This is a genomic window from Streptomyces bambusae (genome assembly GCF_020532645.1).
GTDB classification, from domain to species: Bacteria; Actinomycetota; Actinomycetes; order Streptomycetales; family Streptomycetaceae; genus Streptomyces; species Streptomyces bambusae.
The window spans coordinates 139,417-161,741 of record NZ_JAJAUZ010000008.1 but is presented as its reverse complement, the minus strand read 5'-3'; the positions used below and the strand labels follow the sequence as shown (position 1 = coordinate 161,741).

The 22,325-nt window shown below is 71.9% G+C and carries 21 protein-coding genes; 10 read left to right on the top strand and 11 right to left on the bottom strand.

The window, feature by feature from the left end; genetic code table 11:
• Positions 1-26: 26 nt before the first annotated feature.
• Positions 27-1,190 carry an HpcH/HpaI aldolase/citrate lyase family protein gene (locus LG634_RS08620; RefSeq protein WP_226733058.1) on the bottom strand — a complete coding sequence of 388 codons (1,164 nt, stop codon included), beginning with the start codon at positions 1,188-1,190 and terminating at the stop codon, positions 27-29.
• A 228-nt stretch (positions 1,191-1,418) separates the two neighbouring features.
• On the opposite strand from LG634_RS08620, the gene LG634_RS08615 reads away from it, so the two are divergent.
• The gene (locus LG634_RS08615; RefSeq protein WP_226733057.1) at positions 1,419-2,222 is read left to right on the top strand and encodes a TerD family protein; all 804 of its coding nucleotides are present in this window, start codon (positions 1,419-1,421) and stop codon (positions 2,220-2,222) included.
• Positions 2,223-2,286: 64 nt separating this feature from the next.
• On the opposite strand, the gene LG634_RS08610 is transcribed toward LG634_RS08615, so the two are convergent.
• From LG634_RS08610 to LG634_RS08585, 6 genes are all read right to left on the bottom strand, one after another.
• A complete protein-coding gene (locus LG634_RS08610) occupies positions 2,287-3,024 on the bottom strand; it encodes a TerD family protein (protein WP_226733056.1) in 738 nt (245 codons plus the stop codon).
• A 135-nt stretch (positions 3,025-3,159) separates the two neighbouring features.
• The gene (locus LG634_RS08605; protein ID WP_226733055.1) at positions 3,160-4,299 is read right to left on the bottom strand and encodes a DUF475 domain-containing protein; all 1,140 of its coding nucleotides are present in this window, start codon (positions 4,297-4,299) and stop codon (positions 3,160-3,162) included.
• Between the two features lie 23 nt (positions 4,300-4,322).
• Positions 4,323-4,901, bottom strand: a complete 579-nt coding sequence (locus tag LG634_RS08600) for a TerD family protein (protein WP_226733054.1) — start codon at positions 4,899-4,901, stop codon at positions 4,323-4,325.
• Between the two features lie 74 nt (positions 4,902-4,975).
• Entirely contained in the window at positions 4,976-5,551 is a 576-nt protein-coding gene (locus LG634_RS08595; RefSeq protein ID WP_226733053.1) for a TerD family protein, read from the bottom strand.
• Positions 5,552-5,671: 120 nt separating this feature from the next.
• Positions 5,672-6,130, bottom strand: coding sequence for a peroxiredoxin (locus LG634_RS08590; RefSeq protein WP_226733052.1), 459 nt, complete (start codon positions 6,128-6,130; stop codon positions 5,672-5,674).
• A gap of 125 nt (positions 6,131-6,255) precedes the next feature.
• Positions 6,256-6,690: a DUF3052 domain-containing protein gene (locus tag LG634_RS08585; protein ID WP_226733051.1), complete on the bottom strand. Its 435-nt coding sequence runs from the start codon at positions 6,688-6,690 to the stop codon at positions 6,256-6,258.
• 468 nt (positions 6,691-7,158) lie between these two features.
• On the opposite strand from LG634_RS08585, the gene aceE reads away from it, so the two are divergent.
• The gene (gene aceE, locus LG634_RS08580; protein WP_226733050.1) at positions 7,159-9,891 is read left to right on the top strand and encodes a pyruvate dehydrogenase (acetyl-transferring), homodimeric type; all 2,733 of its coding nucleotides are present in this window, start codon (positions 7,159-7,161) and stop codon (positions 9,889-9,891) included.
• Between the two features lie 136 nt (positions 9,892-10,027).
• Positions 10,028-10,819, top strand: a complete 792-nt coding sequence (locus LG634_RS08575; protein WP_226733049.1) for a potassium channel family protein — start codon at positions 10,028-10,030, stop codon at positions 10,817-10,819.
• Here LG634_RS08575 and LG634_RS08570 read toward each other — a convergent pair.
• Positions 10,800-11,231, bottom strand: coding sequence for a peptidase inhibitor family I36 protein (locus tag LG634_RS08570; RefSeq protein ID WP_226733094.1), 432 nt, complete (start codon positions 11,229-11,231; stop codon positions 10,800-10,802). The genes LG634_RS08575 and LG634_RS08570 overlap by 20 nt on opposite strands.
• 349 nt (positions 11,232-11,580) lie before the next feature.
• Between LG634_RS08570 and LG634_RS08565 the strand changes: the two genes are divergently transcribed.
• The 3 genes from LG634_RS08565 (at position 11,581) to LG634_RS08555 (ending at position 14,574) form a co-directional block, all read left to right on the top strand.
• The gene (locus tag LG634_RS08565) at positions 11,581-12,258 is read left to right on the top strand and encodes a TetR family transcriptional regulator (RefSeq protein ID WP_226733093.1); all 678 of its coding nucleotides are present in this window, start codon (positions 11,581-11,583) and stop codon (positions 12,256-12,258) included.
• A 226-nt stretch (positions 12,259-12,484) separates the two neighbouring features.
• Positions 12,485-13,624, top strand: a complete 1,140-nt coding sequence (locus LG634_RS08560; RefSeq protein WP_226733092.1) for an alpha/beta hydrolase — start codon at positions 12,485-12,487, stop codon at positions 13,622-13,624.
• A gap of 74 nt (positions 13,625-13,698) precedes the next feature.
• Positions 13,699-14,574, top strand: a complete 876-nt coding sequence (locus LG634_RS08555) for a DUF4429 domain-containing protein (RefSeq protein ID WP_226733048.1) — start codon at positions 13,699-13,701, stop codon at positions 14,572-14,574.
• A gap of 58 nt (positions 14,575-14,632) precedes the next feature.
• Here LG634_RS08555 and LG634_RS08550 read toward each other — a convergent pair whose 3' ends face one another.
• Together LG634_RS08550 and LG634_RS08545 are read right to left on the bottom strand one after the other, a co-directional pair.
• Entirely contained in the window at positions 14,633-15,652 is a 1,020-nt protein-coding gene (locus LG634_RS08550; protein WP_226733047.1) for an aldo/keto reductase, read from the bottom strand.
• Entirely contained in the window at positions 15,649-16,023 is a 375-nt protein-coding gene (locus LG634_RS08545; protein ID WP_226733046.1) for a MerR family transcriptional regulator, read from the bottom strand. The genes LG634_RS08550 and LG634_RS08545 overlap by 4 nt, the downstream gene beginning before the upstream one ends.
• Before the next feature lie 101 nt (positions 16,024-16,124).
• Here LG634_RS08545 and LG634_RS08540 point away from each other — a divergent pair, with 101 nt between their 5' ends.
• The gene (locus tag LG634_RS08540; protein WP_226733045.1) at positions 16,125-16,946 is read left to right on the top strand and encodes a serine hydrolase domain-containing protein; all 822 of its coding nucleotides are present in this window, start codon (positions 16,125-16,127) and stop codon (positions 16,944-16,946) included.
• Positions 16,947-17,067: 121 nt separating this feature from the next.
• Positions 17,068-19,347, top strand: a complete 2,280-nt coding sequence (locus LG634_RS08535; protein WP_226733044.1) for an N-acetylmuramoyl-L-alanine amidase — start codon at positions 17,068-17,070, stop codon at positions 19,345-19,347.
• A gap of 12 nt (positions 19,348-19,359) precedes the next feature.
• On the opposite strand, the gene LG634_RS08530 is transcribed toward LG634_RS08535, so the two are convergent.
• The gene (locus tag LG634_RS08530; RefSeq protein ID WP_226733043.1) at positions 19,360-20,031 is read right to left on the bottom strand and encodes a pirin family protein; all 672 of its coding nucleotides are present in this window, start codon (positions 20,029-20,031) and stop codon (positions 19,360-19,362) included.
• A gap of 58 nt (positions 20,032-20,089) precedes the next feature.
• Between LG634_RS08530 and LG634_RS08525 the strand changes: the two genes are divergently transcribed.
• Positions 20,090-21,307, top strand: coding sequence for a PucR family transcriptional regulator (locus LG634_RS08525; RefSeq protein ID WP_226733042.1), 1,218 nt, complete (start codon positions 20,090-20,092; stop codon positions 21,305-21,307).
• An 89-nt stretch (positions 21,308-21,396) separates the two neighbouring features.
• The gene (locus LG634_RS08520; protein WP_226733041.1) at positions 21,397-22,317 is read left to right on the top strand and encodes an ACP S-malonyltransferase; all 921 of its coding nucleotides are present in this window, start codon (positions 21,397-21,399) and stop codon (positions 22,315-22,317) included.
• Positions 22,318-22,325: the final 8 nt, after the last annotated feature.

Genomic DNA, 22,325 nt, shown 5'->3' with positions numbered 1-22,325 from the left:
CTTTCCCTCGTCTCGTCGTCACCGGGTCAGACCGCGAGCCCGGCCGTGAGCAGGTCGACGAAGCCGACCCGCTCCCTCGCCACGCCGAAGACCTCGGCGCGGAGCATCGTGCGCTCCGCCCAGGCCCGGTGCGGCTTCACCTCGTTCATCTTGTTCGTATAAGCAGACCGCATCACCCCGCCGCCGTCGCGTTCGGGGCGCAGGATGTCCTCCGCGTCGCAGTACTCCTCGTGGGAGACCACGGACAGGGCGTGTACGGGAGTGACGTGCGCCGGGTGGATGCAGGTCTTGCCGAGCAGCCCGTTGGCCCGGTCGAGTTCGATCTCGCGGAGCAGTCCGTCGAGGTCGTGCTCGATCAGCGCGGTGCGCAGTTCCTCCGCCTCGCCGTCGAGGAAGGGGCTGCGCCGCAGCTGGGGCTTGAAGAGGCGTTCCTGGTGGCGGAAGTACTCCCAGACCGGTCCGGTGACGGTGAAGCCGGTGCCGTCGGCCCGGCTGAGGACGTTGACCACGTCCGCGATCACCCCGGCGACGATCTGGACGTCGTACGCCGTCATGTCGGGCGTGCGGCGCAGCCCGTACGCGGAGCAGAAGTCGGTGACGCCGAGCCGGAGGGCGAGGACCCGGTCGCGGTGCCGGTTGACCGTACGGGAGATCGCGGCGAGCGTCTCGGCCCGGGTCTCCAGGTGGAGGATCTCGGGCGATTCGAGGACGGGCATCGCGAAGAGCCGGCGCCGCGAGGATTCGGCCGCCCGGGTGACGGCGTCGAGGAAGACCTCTCCGCGCTCGGCCGTGAACTTCGGAAGGACGAATCCGGCCAATCTGCGGACGGCAGGTCCGAGCCGGGTGACGAGATCCGGGATCTGCTCCGGCTGCCGCACCCGGATGAACAGCAGCGGCAGCTCCCCGCCCCGCGCGTCCAGGTCGGCGAACTGCCGGACGAGGTTCTCCTCGGCGCCGGCCACTTCGGCATCGCCGATGGAATCCTCCAGGCAGAGCACCATGGACACGACCCCGCGGGCGGCCTGCTTGCGGACGTCGTCGGCGAGGTGCGGGCGGGTGGCGGGGCTGTAGAGGGTGGCTCCGAGGGCCGCGGCGAGGATGCGCGCCGGGGAATCGGCGGTGAATTCGCACGGCTCCCGGTGGAAGAGGTCCTTGCGGAGCGCGGGCGAGATGTGCCCGAAGTGACGCATGTGCTTCCCCCGTACTGCCTCGGTGGCCCGACTGGCGTGGCCGGTAATAGTACGTACGAATGAGTGTCAAGAGTTCCCCAAGCGCATGAATTTCGGGTAACCCTGTTGCACCATGCCCACGCACCGTCGCGGGGACAAGGGGCACGGCACGGCCCCGCCGGGCGCGGCACGCCCGTCGCAGGGGGGCCGCATTGTCCCGCCCGGCTCCGGGAGGGCAGGATGACGGGCATGACGCACGCGATGCAGAAGGGCTCCAACATCCCCGTGACGCCGACGGCGGTCCGGGCGGTGCTGCGCTGGACCACCGGCCCCGAGGTCCCGGATGTGGACGCCTCGGCCCTGGTCCTGGGCCGGGACGGCCGTGTGCGCTCGGACGAGGACTTCGTCTTCTACAACCAGCCCCGGCACCCCTCCGGCTCGGTGTGGCGGCTCGGCAAGAAGCTGCTCGGCGAGGACGTCACGGACGCGATCCAGGCGGACCTGGCCGCGGTGCCCGCCGCCGTGGACCGGGTGCTCGTGGTCGCCTCCGCGGAGGACGTCCCCTTCGAGCGGGTCCGCGACCTGCGGATCCTCCTGTACGACGCCACCGTCGAGGGCGGCGCCGAGCCGCTGGCCTACTTCGACGTGCGGCCCGAGACCGGCGCGGAGACCGCGCTGATCTGCGGCGAGCTGTACCGGCGCGGCGAGGGCTGGAAGTTCCGGGCGCTCGGCGAGGGCTACTCGGACGGCCTGGTCGGTCTCGCGACCGACCACGGCATCTCGGTGGACGAGAACCAGGCCGACCCCGGAGCCACCCGGCACGCCACTCCCCCGACCACGCAGTCGGCCGCCACCCAGGCGATGGCCCAGGCCCCGCAGACACAGGCCCCGCCGGCCGCGCAGCCCGCGTACGGCTACCCGCAGTCGGTCGGGGCCACCCCGCCTGCACCCCCGGCCGGCCCTCCGGTACCGGTCCCGGTGCCCGGCCCGGCACACGGCGGCGACCAGGCCTTCCGGCTGCCCCCGCAGGGCCCGCAGTTCCTGCGGCCCTGACCGCCCGGGGCGCTGCCCCCGGACTCCGGCCCGCCCGGCCCCCGGCTGCAGCCGGGGGCCGTCCTCAGCCCTTGCCCTCCTTGTAGCCCCGCCCCCACTGGAGCCCCCAGCCGTACAGCCGGTCGAGCTCCGCCTGGAAGCCGTACACGAACTTCACCTCGCGGCGGACCGTCAGCTCGTCACGGACGTTCTCCATCAGCAGCACGGCGCAGGAGCGGGCCTGCGGGTGCCGCTCGTCGAGGGAGATCTCGATCCGCGGCCCGGTGGTCGGGTACAGGGTGACCACGGCGTGCGTCCGGTCGAAGGCCGGCGTCTGGTCGTAGATGTAGACGAACACGAGCAGCCGTTTGATCTTGTCGGCGTGGTCGAGGTTGACGAACAGCGTCTCCCCGGACGGCGCCCCGAACCGGTCGTCGCCGCTGATCTTCACGTACGGCGGGCTGTTGATGTCGCCCAGGAAGTTGCCCAGCGGCTGCACCACGCCCCGGCTGCCGTCCGTCAGCTCGTACAGGCAGCCGATGTCGAGGTCGACGTTGACCATGCCCTGGGTGTGGGCCTGGACGATCTCCGGTTTGAACATCTTGAACGGGTGCCGCAGCAGGCTGCTGTGCGCGGACCGGCCGCCGAAATCGGAGGTCCGCATCCGCCAGGACAGGTTGACCCGCAGGTTTCCCGTGGCCGCGCCCTGTTTGCTGAGCGAGACCGTCGGATGTCGTTTGGTCAGCTCGATCGCGTTGGACGATGCACTGCCCGACTGGAACTGCGCCGCCCGGCCGCCCAGTAACCCGTCGAAGAATCCCACCCCAGCCCCCCATAACATTCGAAAACAAAGGAAAAGCGCGGAATTTCCGCACACGCCAAAACGGAGGGGCGGCCGCCGGGTCCGTGGACCCGCCCGGCCGCCCCTCGTCAGAAGCGTTCCGCATTCACGGCCGGGTCACACCCCGGACGTGACCTCCGCCTTGCCGTCGGAGTCGGCGCCGCCTTCGGCCGCGAGCCGCTTGTTGCGGACCACGGAGGACCAGAAGGAGGCGGCGATGAGCACCACGCCGATGAGGCCGGTGATGATCTCGCTGATCTCGTGCTGGATGGTGACGAGCAGGATCACGGCGAGGGCGCCGATCGCGTAGTGCGCGCCGTGCTCCAGGTAGACGTAGTCGTCCAGGGTGCCCTGGCGGACCAGGTAGACCGTGAGCGACCGGACGTACATCGCGCCGATGCCGAGGCCGAGCGCCATCCAGAAGATGTGGTTCGTGATGGCGAAGGCGCCGATGACACCGTCGAAGGAGAAGGAGGCGTCGAGGACCTCCAGGTACAGGAAGAGGAAGAACGCCGCCTTGCCGGCCAGGCCGACCGCGGAGATCTCCTTGCCCGCCGCCTTGGCCTTCTCCTCCTCCTCGTGCTCGCGCTCCTCTTCCTCTTCGAGCTTGTCCTCGAAGAAGCCGGAGAGGCCGCCGACGATGAGGTACGTGATCAGACCGGCGACACCGGCCAGCAGTACGGTCGCCGACTTGTCGGCGTGCCCGGTGCTCGTGTGCGCCTCGGTCGCGAAGGTCATCGCGGCGACCAGCAGGGCGATCAGCGCGATGCAGACCGACAGCATGTCGACCTTGCCGAGCTTCGCCAGCGGGCGCTCCACCCAGGCCAGCCACTTGATGTCCCGCTCCTCGAAGATGAAGTCGAGGAAGATCATCAGCAGGAACATGCCACCGAAGGCGGCGATGGCCGGGTGGGCGTCGGTGACGAGCGCCTCGTACTTCTCCGGGTTGTCGAGGGCGAGGTTGACCGCCTCGATGGGGCCGACCTTGGCGCTGATGGCCACGATCGCGACCGGGAAGACCAGACGCATGCCGAAGACGGCGACCAGGATGCCGATCGTGAGGAAGATCTTCTGCCAGAAGGCATTCATCTTCTTCAGGATTCCGGCGTTGACGACCGCATTGTCGAACGACAGCGAGATTTCGAGGATCGACAGGATCAGAACGATCCCGAACGCCTCCCACCCCCACTGCCACGCGGCAAAGGCAAGACCGAGCGCCGTGATGGCGAACGACCAGCCGAAGGTTCTCAAAACCACAGGTACCTCATCCGGACGCGGCTTTACGAAACATTGACCCCGAAGTCTAGAGCGATGCCCCGCAGACCCGACGCGTACCCCTGCCCGACCGCCCGGAACTTCCATTCCCCGCCGTAGCGGTAGACCTCGCCGAAGATCATTGCGGTTTCGGCGGAGGCGTCTTCGGAGAGGTCGTAACGGGCGAGTTCCTGGCCGTCCGCCTGGTTGACCACGCGGATGAACGCGTTGGTGACCTGGCCGAACGTCTGGCGGCGGGCGTCCGCGTCGTGGATGGAGACGGGGAAGACGATCTTCTGGACCTCGGCCGGCACCAGGGACAGGTCGACGATGACCGACTCGTCGTCGCCGTCACCCTCGCCGGTGAGGTTGTCGCCCGTGTGTTCCACGGAGCCCTCGGGGCTCTTGAGGTTGTTGTAGAAGACGAAGTACGTGTCGCCGAGCACCCGGCCGTTCTGGCCGCACATCAGGGCACTGGCGTCGAGGTCGAAGTCGGCTCCCGTCGTGGACCGCGCGTCCCAGCCGAGCCCGATGAGGACGCGGGTCAGGTTCGGTGCGGCCTTGGAGAGGGAGACGTTGCCCCCCTTGGCGAGTGTGACGCCCATGTTCGTGGTCCTCCCCGGACGGACACTGCGGGTACTGCGCGCTACGGCCGACTACCGGGCCTCGCGGGAACGGCTCAGACGTTGACGCCGAAGTCCTGCGCGATGCCGCGCAGGCCGGAGGCGTAGCCCTGGCCGATGGCGCGGAACTTCCACTCGGCGCCGTTGCGGTACAGCTCGCCGAAGACCATGGCGGTCTCGGTGGAGGCGTCCTCGGAGAGGTCGTAGCGGGCGAGCTCGTTGTTGTCCGCCTGGTTCACGACGCGGATGTACGCGTTGCGCACCTGGCCGAAGCTCTGCTGGCGGCCTTCGGCCTCGTAGATCGAGACCGGGAAGACGATCTTGTGGACGTCCGCCGGGACGCCGGCCAGGTTGACCTTGATCTGCTCGTCGTCGCCCTCGCCCTCACCGGTGAGGTTGTCGCCGGTGTGCTCGACCGAGCCGTCGGGGCTCTTCAGGTTGTTGAAGAACACGAAGTTCGAGTCGTTCGTGACCTTGCCCTGGTCGTTCGTCAGCAGCGCACTCGCGTCGAGGTCGAAGTCGACCCCGGTGGTGGTGCGAGCGTCCCAGCCCAGACCGACGATGACCGCGGTCAGGTTGGGGGCGGCCTTGGTCAGCGAGACGTTGCCGCCCTTGCTGAGGCTGACTCCCACGGGTCCTCCATAGGTTGTGTGGGGCGGGGGCCCCGTCGTGCGGTTGCTATCGGATCAACGGTTCGATCCTAGTGACGGGTTCCCGGTGCGTACCGGTTTTTCCCAGGCTGCCGTGCGGAGTCAGAGGCTGTCGAGAGCCTTGATGTACTCGTTCAGGTCGCGGGCGTCCGGCAGACCGTTGACGACGGTCCAGCGGACCACGCCGTCCTTGTCGATGATGAAGGTGCCGCGGACGGCGCAGCCCTTGTCCTCGGCGAAGACGCCGTACGCCCGCGAGGTCTCGCCGTGCGGCCAGAAGTCGGACAGCAGCGGGTAGTCGAAGCCCTCCTGCTCGGCGTAGACGCGCAGGGTGGGAACCGAGTCGTTGGAGACGGCCAGCAGCTGGACGTCGTCGTTCTGGAAGCGCGGCAGCTGGTCGCGCAGGGCGCACAGCTCGCCGGTGCAGACGCCGGTGAAGGCGAACGGATAGAAGAGCAGGACGACGTTCTTCTCGCCGCGGAAGTCCGACAGCCGGACGGTGGCGCCGTGGTTGTCCCTGAGCTCGAAGTCCGGTGCCTTGTCGCCGACCTCGATCGCCATCTCTCGCATCCCTCCAGTGGGCTGTTCGGATGAGCCCAGCCTAGGGGGTGCACGCCCCCGGAACGCCGGACCCCCGCCGGCCCGTGGGGGCCGGCGGGGGTCTGGTCCGTCTGGCTGCGGCGCGGTCAGCGCTTGCCGGACTTGGCCGCCTTCGGGGTCACCAGCCGGCTGGCGCTCCACTCCTTGCCCACGCTGACGCTCTTGGTCTGCGACAGGCCCGCGGTCTGGGCGGCCTCGCTGATGTCGCTGGGCTCCACGTAACCGGCACGGCCGGTCTTGGGCGTCAGCAGCAGGATCAGCGCATTGTCCTCGACCAGCTCGGTGGCATCGACCAGCGTGTCCGTCAGGTCGCCGTCGTCCTCCCGGAACCAGAGGAGCACGGCATCGGCGACGTCGTCGTAATCCTCGTCGACGAGGTCGTTGCCGATCAGGTCCTCGATGGCCTCACGGAAGTCCTGATCGGCGTCGTCGTCGTAGCCGATCTCCTGGACCACCTGGTCGGACTGGAAGCCCAGCCGGGCGGCCAGGCTGGTCTCCGCGTGGTCCGCGGTCGCGCTCACGGGTTGCCTCCTGCTCGTGTTCGGTGATGTCTTCGGCCGCGCGCGTACGCGCAGCATTGGGCGTAGTCCACACGGGCGCGGCGGATCGCGCAAGTAGCCCGACGCCCGAGACCGTCGAAACGGTGACGATTGCGGCCGTCTCGCCGCAACTCCAGGCACTCCTGTGGTGGACTGCGGTGATGCATGCCACACCATTCCAGCACCATCGGCGGCGCTTGGGGACCTTCCTTCCCGTTTGAGGGACGAATAGGCCTTAGGAACCCGGTAAACCTCTTGGGCGTAAGGTTGCGATCTGTCCGGACCGTCCCGTTGTGGGTCCCCTGGACACCGCCGGTCGAGTGACCCTCCGTTTTCCCGAACCGGCGGTTCGAGGGACTGCCGAGCGGTAAAGATGACGATTCTGGCGCAGCGGTACACGATGGGAGGCGGCCACCCACGGCCGGTCTCCCCCGACAGCGAAGGAACAGCGTGGCTTCCGCATCCGATCGCAATCCGATCATCATTGGCGGCCTGCCGAGCCAGGTCCCGGACTTCGATCCGGAGGAGACCCGGGAGTGGCTCGACTCCCTGGACGCAGCCGTCGACGAGCGGGGCCGTGAGCGGGCCCGCTACCTGATGCTGCGGCTGATCGAGCGGGCCCGTGAGAAGCGCGTGGCCGTGCCCGAGATGCGCAGCACGGACTACGTGAACACCATCGCGACCCGGGACGAGCCGTTCTTCCCCGGCAACGAGGAGATCGAGCGCAAGGTCCTCAACGCCACCCGCTGGAACGCGGCCGTCATGGTCTCGCGGGCCCAGCGCCCGGGCATCGGGGTCGGCGGCCACATCGCGACCTTCGCCTCCTCCGCCTCGCTGTACGACGTGGGCTTCAACCACTTCTTCCGCGGCAAGGACGCGGGCGACGGCGGCGACCAGATCTTCTTCCAGGGCCACGCCTCCCCCGGCATCTACGCCCGCGCGTACCTGCTGGACCGGCTCTCCGAGCAGCAGCTCGACGCCTTCCGCCAGGAGAAGTCGAAGGCCCCGTACGGCCTGTCCAGCTACCCGCACCCGCGGCTGATGCCGGACTTCTGGGAGTTCCCGACCGTCTCCATGGGCCTCGGCCCGCTCGGCGCCATCTACCAGGCCCGGATGAACCGGTACATGGAGGCGCGCGGGATCGCGGACACCTCCAAGTCCCACGTTTGGGCGTACCTCGGCGACGGCGAGATGGACGAGCCGGAGTCGCTGGGCCAGCTGTCGCTGGCGGCCCGCGAGGGTCTCGACAACCTCACGTTCGTGGTCAACTGCAACCTCCAGCGCCTCGACGGCCCGGTGCGCGGCAACGGCAAGGTCATCCAGGAACTGGAGTCGATCTTCCGCGGGGCCGGCTGGAACGTCATCAAGCTGATCTGGGACCGGTCCTGGGACCCGCTGCTGGCGCAGGACCGCGACGGCATCCTCGTCAACAAGATGAACTCGACGCCGGACGGCCAGTTCCAGACCTACGCGACCGAGACCGGCGCGTACATCCGGGACCACTTCTTCGGCGGCGACCAGCGGCTGCGGGCGATGGTCTCGGACATGTCCGACGACCAGATCCTGCACCTGGGCCGCGGCGGCCACGACCACAAGAAGATCTACGCGGCGTACGCGGCGGCCCGGGCGCACAAGGGCCAGCCGACGGTGATCCTGGCCAAGACGATCAAGGGCTGGACGCTCGGCCCGAACTTCGAGGGCCGCAACGCGACGCACCAGATGAAGAAGCTGACGGTCGACGACCTCAAGCGCTTCCGCGACCGGCTGCACATCCCGGTCACGGACGCCCAGCTGGAGGGCGGCGCGCCGCCGTACTACCACCCGGGCCGCAACTCGCCCGAGATCCAGTACATGCACGACCGGCGCAAGGCGCTGGGCGGGTACGTGCCGACGCGCGTGGTGCGGGCGAAGCCGCTGCCGCTGCCGGACGACAAGGCGTACGCGACGGCCAAGAAGGGCTCGGGCCACCAGTCCATCGCGACCACGATGGCCTTCGTCCGCGTCCTGAAGGACCTGATGCGGGACAAGGAGATCGGCAAGCGGTTCGTGCTGATCGCGCCGGACGAGTACCGCACGTTCGGCATGGACGCGTTCTTCCCGAGCGCCAAGATCTACAACCCGCTGGGCCAGCAGTACGAAGCGGTCGACCGCGACCTGCTGCTCGCGTACAAGGAGTCGCCGACCGGGCAGATGCTGCACGACGGCATCTCGGAGGCGGGCTGCACGGCCTCGCTGATCGCCGCGGGTTCGGCGTACGCGACGCACGGCGAGCCGCTGATCCCGGTGTACGTCTTCTACTCGATGTTCGGTTTCCAGCGCACCGGCGACCAGTTCTGGCAGATGGCCGACCAGCTCGCGCGCGGCTTCGTCCTGGGTGCGACCGCGGGGCGTACGACGCTGACCGGTGAGGGCCTCCAGCACGCGGACGGCCACTCGCAGCTGCTGGCGTCGACCAACCCGGGCTGCATCGCGTACGACCCGGCGTACGGATACGAGATCGCGCACATCGTCAAGGACGGTCTGCGCCGGATGTACGGCCCGGAGGCCGAGGACGTCTTCTACTACCTGACGGTCTACAACGAGCCGATCGTGCACCCGGCGGAGCCGGCCGACGTCGACGTCGACGGCATCCTCAAGGGCATCCACCGGGTGTCGGCCGGGCAGTCCGGCGGCATCCCGGCGCAGATCATGGCCTCGGGCGTGGCCGTGCCGTGGGCGCTGGAGGCCCAGCGGATCCTGGCCGAGGAGTGGAACGTCAGGGCGGACGTCTGGTCGGCGACCTCCTGGAACGAGCTGCGCCGCGAGGCCGTCGAGGCGGAGCACCACAACCTGCTGCACCCGGAGGAGGAGCAGCGCGTCCCGTACGTGACGCGCAAGCTGTCCGGTGCCGAGGGTCCGTTCGTGGCCGTCTCGGACTGGATGCGGTCGGTGCCGGACCAGATCTCGCGCTGGGTGCCCGGCGCGTACACCTCGCTGGGTGCGGACGGCTTCGGCTTCGCCGACACCCGCGGTGCGGCCCGCCGCTTCTTCCACATCGACGCCCAGTCGGTGGTGCTCGCGGTGCTGACCGAGCTGGCGAAGGACGGCAAGGTGGACCGCTCGGTGCTGAAGCAGGCGGTGGACCGCTACCAGCTGCTGGACGTGGCGGCGGCCGATCCGGGCGCCGCGGGCGGCGACGCGTAGCGGCGCGGCACGACGGTCACGGGGAGCGGGCTTCCGGCAGTGCGCCGGGGGCCCGCTGCCCGTTCCGGTCCGGGCGCCGGGGTCCGGGGTCCGGGCGGCGTCCGCGGCGAGCCGGCGGGCTCCTTACGATGCCCGCATGAAGGAACAGCCCGCGCAGCTCCGCTGGGAGCGGCGCACCCAGGTCCCCCTGTTCGTGTGCGCGGTGGCGTTCGCCGTGGCGTACGCGGTGCCGATCATCGCCCCCGACGCGGACCCGGTGGTGCAGGAGGCCTGCCTGCTGGTCGAGTGGCTGGTGTGGGGGGCCTTCGCGCTGGACTACCTGGTGCGGCTGGGACTCTCGGCGGACCGGCGGCGGTTCGTCCGCACCCACTGGCTGGACCTGGGCGCGGTGCTGCTGCCGATGATCCAGCCGCTGCGGCTGCTGCGGCTGGTCGCGACGCTGCTCCTGGTGGGCCGGCGGGCCCGGATGGCCCCGCAGATCAAGCTGACGACGTACGTCACGGGTGCCGTGGTCGGGCTGCTGATGTTCGGCTCGCTGGCCGTGCTGAGCGTGGAGCGGGGTGCGCCCGGCGGGAACATCCGCAACCTCGGGGACGCGGTCTGGTGGTCGTTCACGACGATGACCACCGTCGGGTACGGGGACCATGCGCCGACCACGGGCCTGGGCCGCATGATCGCGGTCGGGCTGATGCTGTCCGGGATCGCCCTGCTCGGTGTGGTGACGGCGAACATCGCCGCCTGGTTCATCGCCCGCTTCGAGCGCGACGACCGGGAGGAGCGCCTCCAGACCGCCGCGATCGAGGCGCTGACCGACGAGGTCAGGGCCCTGCGGGCCGAGGTGGCCCGGCTGTCGGGGAACGCCCCCTCCGCGCTCCCCGCACCGCCGACCGTCCCCGGCCCGGCGGCCGCTAGTTCTCCCAGATCTTGAACGCGCGTACCTGGTACGGCGATCTGGGGAGCCAGACGCCGTCGCCCGGGTAGGTCTGGAACTCGCCGGTCTCGGCGCACTCGGGCGACTGGTAGGTGGTGACGGGCCGGCCGGTGCGGTTGGCGAGGGACTGGACGGTGCGGCCGGCCGCCAGCGGGATGCAGCTGTCGACGGAGACGTCCTCGTCGCCGAGTTCGCGGACGGTCCGGCCGCCGGTGAAGTCCGGCCGGGCCCACAGACACAGCTGGCCCGCCCCGCAGGGGCCGAGGCCCGGCGGGGCGGCGGCCCGGGCCGCCGGTGCGGCCCGGTGTCCGGGCGCGGCCTGGGCACTGGGGGCCGCGCCGGGGAAGAGGGCGGCGGTCGCCAGGGCGGCGGTGGTCAGGGCGGTGGCGGCGAGGGCCGCGGAACGCATGCGCATCGGTGTCAACTCCTCGTGTGGCGCCTCACCCACGCGGGTGGTCCGGTGGACCGGGGGCCCGCGGGGCCGGCTGCTGCACCCCACGCTGACCTGCGCGGATGGCCCGGCGGAAGGGGTTGCCCGCAGGTCCACCCTGATAGGTGGCAACGCTGCGGGGCCGTCCCGGCGGGCGGCCGGGCGGCGGCGGGTTGACGCCGGGGAACCTTCCGGGGTGCCCGTGCGTGGCGGCCGGCCGGGTGCCGTCCGGGCTCGTCGGCGCGGTCCCTCAGGAGCGGGGGCGGCCGGGCCGGGCGCCGGTATGGTGAGCCAGCCCAGCGGGCGGAGGGAGGACGGCACAGTGGTGATGACCCAGGAGCAGGCCGGGGCCGCCCCGGCCGAGCCGGCCGGACTGCGCGAGCGCAAGAAGCGGCGCACCCGGGACGCCCTGCTGCGCGCGGCGCTGGTGCTGTTCACCACCCAGGGGTACGAGCAGACGACCGTCGACGAGATCACCGATGCCGTCGAGGTCTCGCAGCGCACCTTCTTCCGGTACTTCGCCAACAAGGAGGAGGCCGCGTTCGCCGTGCAGGACGTCGTGGAGTCGCACTTCCTGGCGGCGCTGCGGGCCCGGCCCGCGGCGGAGAACCCGTTCACGGCCCTGCGCGGCGCGGTGCTCAGCGCCTGGGACACCGTCGGGGAGGCCATCGCGGACGTGGTCCCGGTGGACCTGTACATGCGGACGTACCGGCTGATCGAGTCGACGCCCGCGCTGCTGGCCGTGCACCTGCGCCGGTCGGCCGAGGTGGACGAGGAGATCGCGCGGATCATCGCCGGGCGCGAGGGCCTGGACCTGGACGCCGATCCGCGGCCGCGGGTGGCGGCGGCGGCCTTCTCCGCCGTCATCCGGGTCACGGGCCGGCTGTGGGGGCAGGGCGCGGACCCGAGCGTGGCCGCGATCCGCCGGATCACCGAGGCCCATCTCGACCACCTCGCACCGGCGTTGGCCGCGGACTGGCGGACACTGCCCGGATGCGGAGTGTGACGGGCCGCTCGGTGGAACGTCCGGAATCCGGCGAGAACCCCTCAATCGGGCGGTGACGCTGGTCACCCCGTGTGCCTTCGGCCCGCGCCGTCTCCTAGGCTGGCCGCCAGTGAACTCCTCCGGCCCGGCACGCTCCTTCGGTCCCGTCGATCACGGGCACTCCTCGCCGCTTTCCCCGTCCGCCCCCGCCTGGCGCGCCCTGCTCGCGCTCGTGGTGGTGTTCGTCATGCTCGCCACCACCGGATGGACGGCGCTGCACCGTCCCGACCACGGCGGGGCACCGCTGGCGGCGGCCCTCGCGCTGTGGGACCGGGGCTCCGTCGACGGCCGGGCGCTGCCCGCCTCCGATGCGCCGGCGGCGGTGATCGCCCGCTTCTTCGGCCTGCTCGACCCGGGCCAGCGGGCCCGGCTCGGCGAGCGGTACCCGCTGGCCGTCGGCAACCTCGACGGGGTGCCGGTCGCCGTGCGCTACCGGGCGAACCGGCTGGCCCTCGGGGCGGCCCGGCGGTCCGCGCTGCGCCGGGCCGCGGACTACCGGCTGGCGCCAGCGGACCGGGAGCAGGCCGGCCGGCAGGCCCACCGGTTCACCTCGCTGGTGGCGCCCGGCCGGCAGATCCTCGCGTTCGATCCCACCGGCAGCGGCCGGGTCGCCGAGGTGTTCGGCGACCTCGACCAGGCCCGGCGGGTCTCGGTGATCGTGCCCGGCGTCGACACCAACCTGCTCACCTTCGAGCGGACCGCCCGCCGCTACACCGCCCCGGTCGGCATGGCGGAATCGCTGTACCGGGCCGAGCGGGCGGCGGCGCCGGGCGTGCCGACCGCGGTGATCGCCTGGGCGGGGTACACGGCGCCCGAGGGCGTCGGCATGGACGCCGCCACCGGGCGGCTCGCGGTGGAGGGCGCGAAGCGGCTGGGCTCGCTGGTCGGGGCGCTGCCGGGGCAGTCGCCGGTGGCGCTGTTCTGCCACAGCTACGGGTCGGTGGTGTGCGGGGTCGCGGCGCGGTCGCTGCCGCGGCGGGTCACCGACCTCGGGGTGGCGGGCAGCCCGGGGATGCGTACCGGGAGCGCCGCGGACCTGGGGACCGGCGCCCGGATCTGGGCGATGCGCGATCCGGGCGACTGGATCGCGGACGTGCCGTACCTGGAGGTCGTCGGGGTGGGACACGGCGCGGACCCGGTGTCCCGGGGGTTCGGGGCGCGGCGGCTGTCCGCGGGCGGCGCCGAGGGGCACACCGGCTACTTTGAGCCAGGCACGGTGGCGCTGGACAACTTCGCCCGTATCGGAACCGGTTCCTTCGGTTCCGTGGTCTGCGCCGAGGACGATGCCGCGTGCCGCCGTGGAATTTCCGGCACGGACGGGTACTGACACGCGTACATGCGGGAAAATCGCCCCCGGCAGTGAGGGGGACGCCGGTGGGGAGGCCGCTTACGATGAGCCGCATGGGTGAAGTGCTGGCCGGAAATCATGCCGTGTGGGAGTTTCACACGGATTCCGTGCTCATCCGCTTCGAACGGGGAATCCGCACGCCGAGGTTGTGGTCTGCGCTGGGTCAACGGCGCATACCGTACGACGCCTTGGCCGCGGTGACGGTGACCCCCGGGAAGCGGGACACGGTGGTGCTGCAGGCCGTTCCGCGGCCCGGCGCCGATCCGCTGATGGATGCTGCCGCAGGGCAGCTGCGGGAGAACAGCGATCCGTACCGGCTGGTGCTGCCGGCCGAGCGGACCGCGGCCGCCGCGGGGCTCGCGGACGAGCTGCGCTCCGCGATGGGCCCTGACGCCGACGAGCCGGCGGCCCGGTTCCTGGTGCCCGCGCCGGAGGTCCCGATCCAGTTCAAGGGGTACGACGCGAAGGCCGTCTTCGACGGCTCGGCGGTGGTGTTCCGCTGGTCGCGCACGGGCGCCTCCAGTACGAAGTGGAAGGCGGGCGACCAGTACTTCGGGCTGGACGGGATCTGCGGAGTGGAGTGGCGCAGCCCGGAGGAGCCGGGCGGCTACCTGCGGCTGCAGCACCGCGAGGGCAGTGGGCCGGGGGGTGCGGCCGCGGGGGCCGTACCGGCCGACCAGGACCCCTCGGCCGTGCTGTTCGGCCTCGGGTACGGCGCGGTGTACGAGTCGCTGCCGTTCGCGGCGGCGGTGCTGCGGGCGGTGCGCGGGCGCGGCCCGGCGCTGCCGGTGGCGGCGGTCCGGCCGGCCCGCCGCGACCCGGCCGACATCGCGGAGCGGATCCGGCACCTGGGCGAGCTGCACGGTGCGGGGCTGCTGACGGACGTCGAGTTCACCTCGAAGAAGGCCGAGCTGCTCGCCGAACTGTGACGGGTGCGGCCCCCGGACCGCGGGTGCGCGAGGGCCCGCGGCCCAGCGGCGGCGGTGCTCAGCCCTCCCGGGCCACGGACGTGAACGTCATGTCCGGGTAGCGGTCGCCGGCCACCGCGCCGGCGATCGGCTCCAGCCTGCCGAGTTCCGCCGCGGTCAGGGTGAGCGAGGCGGCCGCGAGGTTCTCGGTGAGCCTGCTGCGCTTGCGGGTGCCGGGGATCGGCACCACGGCGAGGCCGGGGTGGGCCTCGGCCCGCTGGTGCACCCAGGCGAGCGCGACCTGGGCGGGCGTGGCCCCGTGCGCGGCCGCGATCTCGTGGACCGGTGCCAGCAGGGCCGCGTTGGCCTTCGCGTTGTCGCCGGTGAACCGCGGCTGGAAGCGGCGGAAGTCGCTCTCGGACAGCTCCTTGCCGGCGTCCGCGAACGCGCCGGTCAGGAAGCCCCGGCCGAGCGGCGAGTACGGCACGAAGGCCACGCCCAGGTCGGCGGCGGCGCCGGCCGCACTGATCTCGACGTCGCGGCTGAACAGCGACCATTCGGACTGCAGGGCGGCGATGGGGTGCACGGCGTGCGCCTCGCGCAGCTCGGCGCCGGTGACCTCGCTGAGGCCGAGGTGGCGGACCTTTCCCTCGTGGACCAGCTCGGCCATCGCGCCGACCGAGTCGGCGAGCGGCACCTGCGGGTCGCGGCGGTGCATGTAGTAGAGGTCGATGGTGTCGGTGCCCAGGCGCCGCAGGCTGCCTTCGACGGCCTGCCGGATGTAGGCGCGGTCGTTGCGGATGCCGCGGTGCTGCGGGTCGCCGGTCCGCTCGATGCCGAACTTGGTGGCGAGGACGATCTCCTCGCGGTGGGCGGCGACGAAGGGGGCGAGGAACTCCTCGTTCGCGCCGCGCCCGTAGATGTCCGCGGTGTCGAAGAGGGTGACGCCCCCTTCCAGTGCGGCTTCCAGGGTGTCCCGGGCCGCGGCCTCGTCCGTGCCGCCGTAGAACTCGCTGATGCCCATGCAGCCGAGGCCCTGGACGCCCACCGCCGGGCCGCCGGTGCCGAGCTCCACGTGCGCGAGCTTGCCGTTCGTCAAGGCTGAGCCTTTCCGTATAAACCGATCTTGTAATCGAGGATGGCCAGGGTCCCCGTCAGCTCGTCGATGCGCGCGGCCACCTCGCGGCGGGTGCGCTCCAGCAGGGCGCGCCGTTCGTCGAAGGTGTGCTCGCCCTCGCGGACGAGTTCGGCGTAGCGGACCATGTCCGCCACCGCCATGCCGGTGCTGCGCAGTTTGCCGACGAAGTCCAGCCAGGACAGGTCCGCTTCGCTGAACCTCCGCTGGCCGGAGTGCGAACGGTCGACGTGGTGCAGCAGCCCGATCCGCTCGTACCAGCGCAGGGTGTGCTGGGTCAGACCGGTCCGGGCCGCGACCTCGCTGATCGTGTAGCGGGTCTCCGTGAGGTTCATGCCCCCACGCTATGAGGTTGGAGTGCACTCCAGGCAAGCGGCGTCGGGTGCGGCCGGCCGGCGGCGGGAGGGCGCCCGGCGGGGCCGGTTAGGCTCGGGGCATGGAGAGCCTGCGGATGATCGAGAACTGGCCGGTGCCGACCGCTGCGGCGGCGGTGGTCCGCGCCGACGGCGGTGTCGCCGGGAGCCACGGCCCGGTGGACCACCGGTTCCCGCTGGCCTCCGTGACGAAGCCGCTCGCCGCGTACGCCGCGCTGGTGGCGTACGAGGAGGGTGCGATCGAGCTGGACGAGCCGGCCGGTCCGGCGGGGGCGACGGTGCGCCACCTGCTCGCCCACACCAGCGGGCTGGCGTTCGACGAGCACCGCGTAATGGCCCCGCCCGGGGAGCGCCGGCTGTACTCGAACGCGGGCTTCGAGGTGCTCGGCGACCACATCGCGAAGGCCACGGACATCCCGTTCGCCGAGTACCTGCGGCAGGCGGTGCTGGAGCCGCTGGGGATGACGTCGACCTCGCTGGAGGGGTCGCCCGCCAAGGACGGCGTCTCGACGGTGGCCGACCTGGCGCGGTTCGCGGCCGAGCTCCAGGCGCCGCGGCTGCTGGACGTGCGGACGGTGGCCGAGGCCACGGCGGTGGTGCACCCGGGGCTGAAGGGCGTCCTGCCCGGGTACGGCCACCAGGTGCCGAACGACTGGGGTCTGGGCGTGGAGATCCGGGACGGCAAGTCGCCGCACTGGACCGGCCGGAACTCGTCGCCGCGGACCTTCGGGCACTTCGGCCAGTCGGGCACGTTCCTGTGGGTGGACCCGCAGGCGCGGGCGGCGTGCGTGGCGCTGACGGACCGGGCGTTCGGCCCGTGGGCGGTCGAGGTTTGGCCGGTGTTCACCGATGCGGTGCTCGCCGAGCTCGCATTGGGCCGTTGAGAGGTAGATCACACCGCACATCCTGGTGATCTGCCGGATTCCGACCGTTCTTACCGCTTGCCTGGCTGAAATCGATCGGTAGATTCCGTTTCTCATTCCCCTGGGAGCACGGAGACCACCGGTGCGCACGCGCAGAATCTGGGTGACGGCCGCGACCGTCGCCACCGGCATCATCGGCGTACTCACCCTCCAGGGGGTGACCGGCCTCGACGCCTTCGACGCCCGTGACGACGACAAGGCGCCGGGCACCGTGTCCGGCCCCGTGGTCTCCAAGGTGCGCACCGAGGGCCTCGACGTCGCCGGCAACGAGGCCGTCTTCAAGGACGAGGACACCAAGACCTTCAGCATGCTCGCGGTGTCCTGGGACGACCCGGCCCGCCGGGTCGACGGCACCATCCGGGTCCGCACCCACTCCACCCGCTCGGACAGCTGGTCCGACTGGCTGGACCTGGGCTCCGAGGGCGAGTCGTTCAACGACGGCGCCGCCCGCCGCGGCCTGCGCGGCGTCTCCGAGCCCGCCTGGGCCGGCCCCTCCGACGGCGTCGAGGTCCGCGTCACCGGCAAGGGCGCCGCGCTGCCCGCCGGACTGCGCGTGGACCTGGTCGACCCGGGCCGTGCCCGGGTGCTGCGCACCGGACCCGCCGCCTTCGCCGTGGACACCACCGGAGGCAGCGCCGCGACCGAGGACCCGGCGCAGACGCCGGAGGCCTCGCCGAGCCAGTCGGCCGCCGAGTCCGCCACCCCGTCCCCGGAGGCCTCCGCCGGCGCCACGCCCGACGCCTCCGCGACCCCGACGCCCGAGGCCACCCCGGCCGTCACGCCCGACGCCTCCGCTTCCGCTTCCGCCGTGCCCAGCCCGAGCACGTCGGCCACCCCGCTGCCGGACGCCCCGCTGTCCACGGTCCCCAAGCCGCCGTTCGTCTCCCGCGCCCAGTGGGGCGCCGACGAGACGATGAACGACGAGGCCCCGACCTACGGCAAGGAGGTCAAGGCGGTCTTCGTGCACCACACCGCGCAGACGAACACCTACACCTGCGCCGACTCCGCCGCCATCGTCCGCGGCATCCACACGCTGCACGTGAAGACGAACGGCTGGAAGGACGTCGGCTACAACTTCCTCGTCGACAAGTGCGGCACGGTCTTCGAGGGGCGCAAGGGCGGCCTGGACCTGCCGGTCATCGGCGCCCACACCATGGGCTGGAACACCGACACCGCGGGCATCGCCGTCATCGGCAGCCACACCGAGGTGGACGCCGCCGCCGTCGCGAAGACCGCCGTGGCCCGGGTCGCCGCGTGGAAGCTCGGCCAGTACCGGTACGACCCGCAGAGCACCGTCCAGATGACCGCGGCGATCAACAACGGCAAGTTCACCGCCGGCCAGACCGCGACCTTCCAGCGGATCTCCGGCCACCGCGACGGCTACGCCACCGAATGCCCCGGCACCCTCCTCTACGGCCAGCTCCCCCTGATCCGCACCTGGGCAGCAGGCCCGGTCGCCGGCCTGGCCGTCAAGTCCGTGGCGGGCGCCGCCCTGTCCGGCAGCACGTACTGGACCAAGGGCCAGATCACCGTCGGCTGGAGCAGCACCACTCCGGCCTCGCTGATCACCAGGCACGAGCTGCTGGTCGACGGCAAGTCCGTGGCCACCGCCTCCGGCACGGCCACCTCGGCCGCCACCACCCTCGCCCTCGGCAGCCACCAGGTGCAGGTCCGGGCCACCCACCAGTCGGGCCGCACCGCCACCTCCGCCGCGGTCACCGTGGTCGCCGAGACCACCGCACCCACCTTCACCACCAAGCCCTCGCTGGCCCTGCGCACCGGCACCGTGAACACCACCGCGGTCCCCGTCACCCTCGGCTGGAAGGCCGCCGACACCGGCGCCCTGAAGGACGTACGGCTCACCGCCCCGCTCACCGGGACCTTCGCCGCGACCACCACCGGCTCCCCGCAGACCGCCAAGTCCGGCGTGGCGACCACCTGGACGCTGACCGCGTCCGACTTCGCCGGCAACACCGCCGCCGCCTCCGTCGCGGGCACCCCGGTGATCCTCCAGGAGACCGCCGCCACCAGGACCGGCACCTGGAGCAGCCGGTCCTCGACCAGCTACCTGGGCGGCACCTCGCTCTCCAGCGCCACCACCAACTCCAGCCTGACCTGGACCTTCACCGGCCGCTCGGTGGCCTGGGTGGTCTCCCGCGCGTCGACCTCCGGCCAGGCCCACGTCTACGTGGACGGGGTGAAGGCGGCCACCGTCGACCTGAAGTCGGCGACCACCAAGTACCGGGACGCGATCTTCACGAAGAGCTGGGCCACCAGCGGCACCCACAAGCTGAAGATCGTCGTCGTGGGCACCGCGGGCCGCCCGACCCTCACCACCGACGGCATCGCCTACCTCAAGTAGGTCCCGCGGGGATCAGACGAGTTCCCACAGGAGCAGCTCCCCCGGGGTCCGCGCCAGGACGGCCAGGCCCTCGGCACCGGTGATCCGCACCGAGTCCCCCGGGGCGAGCCGCTCCGCCGGCCCGTCCGCGCCGCCCGCCAGCTCCAGCTCGCCCGCGACCACGTGGACGTACACCCGCGGCGCGGCCGGCACCGGCACCCGCTCCCCCGCCGCCGGCCGGGCCACGTGCAGCACCGCCCGCGCACCCGGCACCTCGTACGGGACGCCGTCCTGCAGGCCGCGCACCACGTCGTAGCCGGGTTCGCCGCCCGGCTGCACCGGCGCCAGCCACATCTGCACGAAGCGCAGCGGCCGCGCCCCGTCGTTGCGCTCCACGTGCCGCACCCCGGAGGCCGAACTCAGCCGCTGGACGTCGCCGGGGCGGAGCACGGTGGCGTGCCCGGCCGAGTCCCGGTGGGTGAGTTCACCCTCGACGACCCAGGTGACGATCTCGGTGTGACTGTGCGGGTGCTCCTCGAAGCCCGCCCCCGCCGCCAGGCTCTCCTCGTTGCACGCCATCAGCGGCCCGAAACGCAGGTTGTCGGGGTCGTAGAAGCCCCCGAAGGAGAACGCGTGCCGGGTGGCGATCCCGGCCTCCGCGTCCCCGCCCGGGTACCGGTCGTCACTGCGCCGCACATCAATCATGGGGGTCACCGTAGCCCCGGCCCTCCGCCGGGGCGGCCGGATAAGGCAGTCTTGTCCCGTGCCCCACGCAGATCCTGAGCCCTCCCCGGCGTCCCCCGCGGCCCCGGCGCACCCTGCCCATCCGCACGCCGCAACCCTGCGCCGGCTGGAGAAGTCCTCCGGCCGGCTCGCCGCGAACGCGATCGCCCGCATGGACGAGATGCTGCCGTGGTACCGGGCGATGCCACCGGAGAACCGGTCGTGGATCGGCCTGGTCGCCCAGGCCGGCATCGCCGCGTTCACGGAGTGGTTCCGGCATCCGGAGACCCCGCAGGCGATCTCCACCGACGTCTTCGGGACCGCTCCGCGCGAGCTGACCCGGGCCATCACCCTGCGCCAGACCGTCGAGATGGTGCGCACCACCATCGAGGTCATGGAGGCGGCGATCGAGGAGGTCGCCGCCCCCGGCGACGAGTCGACCCTGCGCGAGGCACTGCTGGTCTACGCCCGGGAGATCGCCTTCGCGACCGCCCAGGTGTACGCGCAGGCGGCGGAGGCGCGCGGCGCCTGGGACGCCCGGCTGGAATCGCTCGTGGTGAACGCGGTGCTGTCCGGCGAGGCCGACGAGGGCGCCCTGTCCCGGGCCGCGGCGCTGGGCTGGAACTCCCCGGAGCACGTGTGCGTGGTCCTGGGCACCGCCCCCGACGGCGACAGCGAGCTGACCGTGGAGGCGATCCGGCGGGCCGCCCGGCACGCCAAGCTCCAGGTGCTGACCGGGGTCCTCGGGGACCGGCTCGTGGTCATCGCGGGCGGCAGCGACAACCCGCTCCAGGTGGCGAAGTCCCTGATCGGGCCGTTCGCGAACGGTCCGGTGGTGGCCGGGCCGGTGGTCGCCGACCTGCTGGCCGCCACCCGCTCCGCCCAGGCCGCCGCGGCCGGGCTCAAGGCCTGCTCGGCCTGGCAGGACGCGCCGCGGCCGGTGCTGGCGGACGATCTCCTGCCGGAGCGCGCCATCGCAGGCGACCCGTCGGCGCGAGAGCAGCTGGTGGAGGAGATCTACAGACCGCTGGAGGAGGCGGGCTCGGCGCTGCTGGAGACGCTGAGCGTCTACCTGGAGCAGGCGAGCAGCCTCGAAGGCGCAGCTCGGATGCTGTTCGTACACCCGAACACGGTGCGCTACCGGCTTCGACGTGTGACAGACGTCACCGGCTGGTCACCCTCCGATGTCCGCTCGGCGTTCACGCTGCGGATCGCCCTGATTCTCGGGCGTCTGGCCGAGGGCGATCTTCAGTCCTAGACTTTTGTCGGACATCAACAATTCCCCCGACGGTTCTTCGTCCCTGTCCCCACGGGCGGCACGGACCATCCACAAGAGAGAGTGTGAGGGTGCTCGTACTCGTCGCTCCCGGCCAAGGCGCTCAGACGCCCGGCTTCCTGACCCCCTGGCTCGACCTCCCCGGTGCTGCCGACCGCATCGCCGCCTGGTCCGACGCCATCGGTCTCGACCTCGCCCACTACGGCACCAAGGCAGACGCGGACGAGATCCGCGACACCGCGGTGGCGCAGCCGCTGCTGGTCGCGGCCGGCCTGCTGTCGGCCGCCGCGCTGGACGCCCGCACGAGCTTCGGCGCGGTCGCGGGCCACAGCGTCGGTGAGATCACCGCCGCCGCCTACGCGGGCGTGCTCGACGACGCCGACGCGCTGCGGCTGGTCCGCACCCGCGGTCTGGCGATGGCCGAGGCCGCCGCCGTGACCCGGACCGGGATGGCCGCCCTGCTCGGCGGCGACCCCGAGGTCACCGTCCCGCACCTGGAGAAGCTGGGCCTGACCCCGGCGAACATCAACGGTGCGGGCCAGATCGTGGCCGCCGGCACCGCCGAGCAGATCGCGGCGCTGGAGGCGGACAAGCCCGAGGGCGTCCGCAAGGTCGTCGCCCTCAAGGTCGCGGGCGCCTTCCACACGCACCACATGGCCCCCGCGGTCGCGAAGCTGGACGAGGCCGCGAAGGCCCTGTCGCCGGCCGACCCGGTGCTGACGTACGTGTCGAACAAGGACGGCCGTGCCGTCTCCTCGGGCGCCGAGGTCGTCGCCCGGCTGGTCGGCCAGGTGGCCAACCCGGTCCGCTGGGACCTGTGCATGGAGACCTTCAAGGAGCTGGGCGTCACCGCGATCGTCGAGGCGTGCCCCGGTGGCACCCTGACGGGTCTGGCCAAGCGCGCCCTGCCGGGTGTCGCGACGCTGGCGCTCAAGACCCCGGACGACCTGGAGAAGGCCGCGGCGCTCATCGCCGAGCACACGGCCGGCTGAGCGAAGGA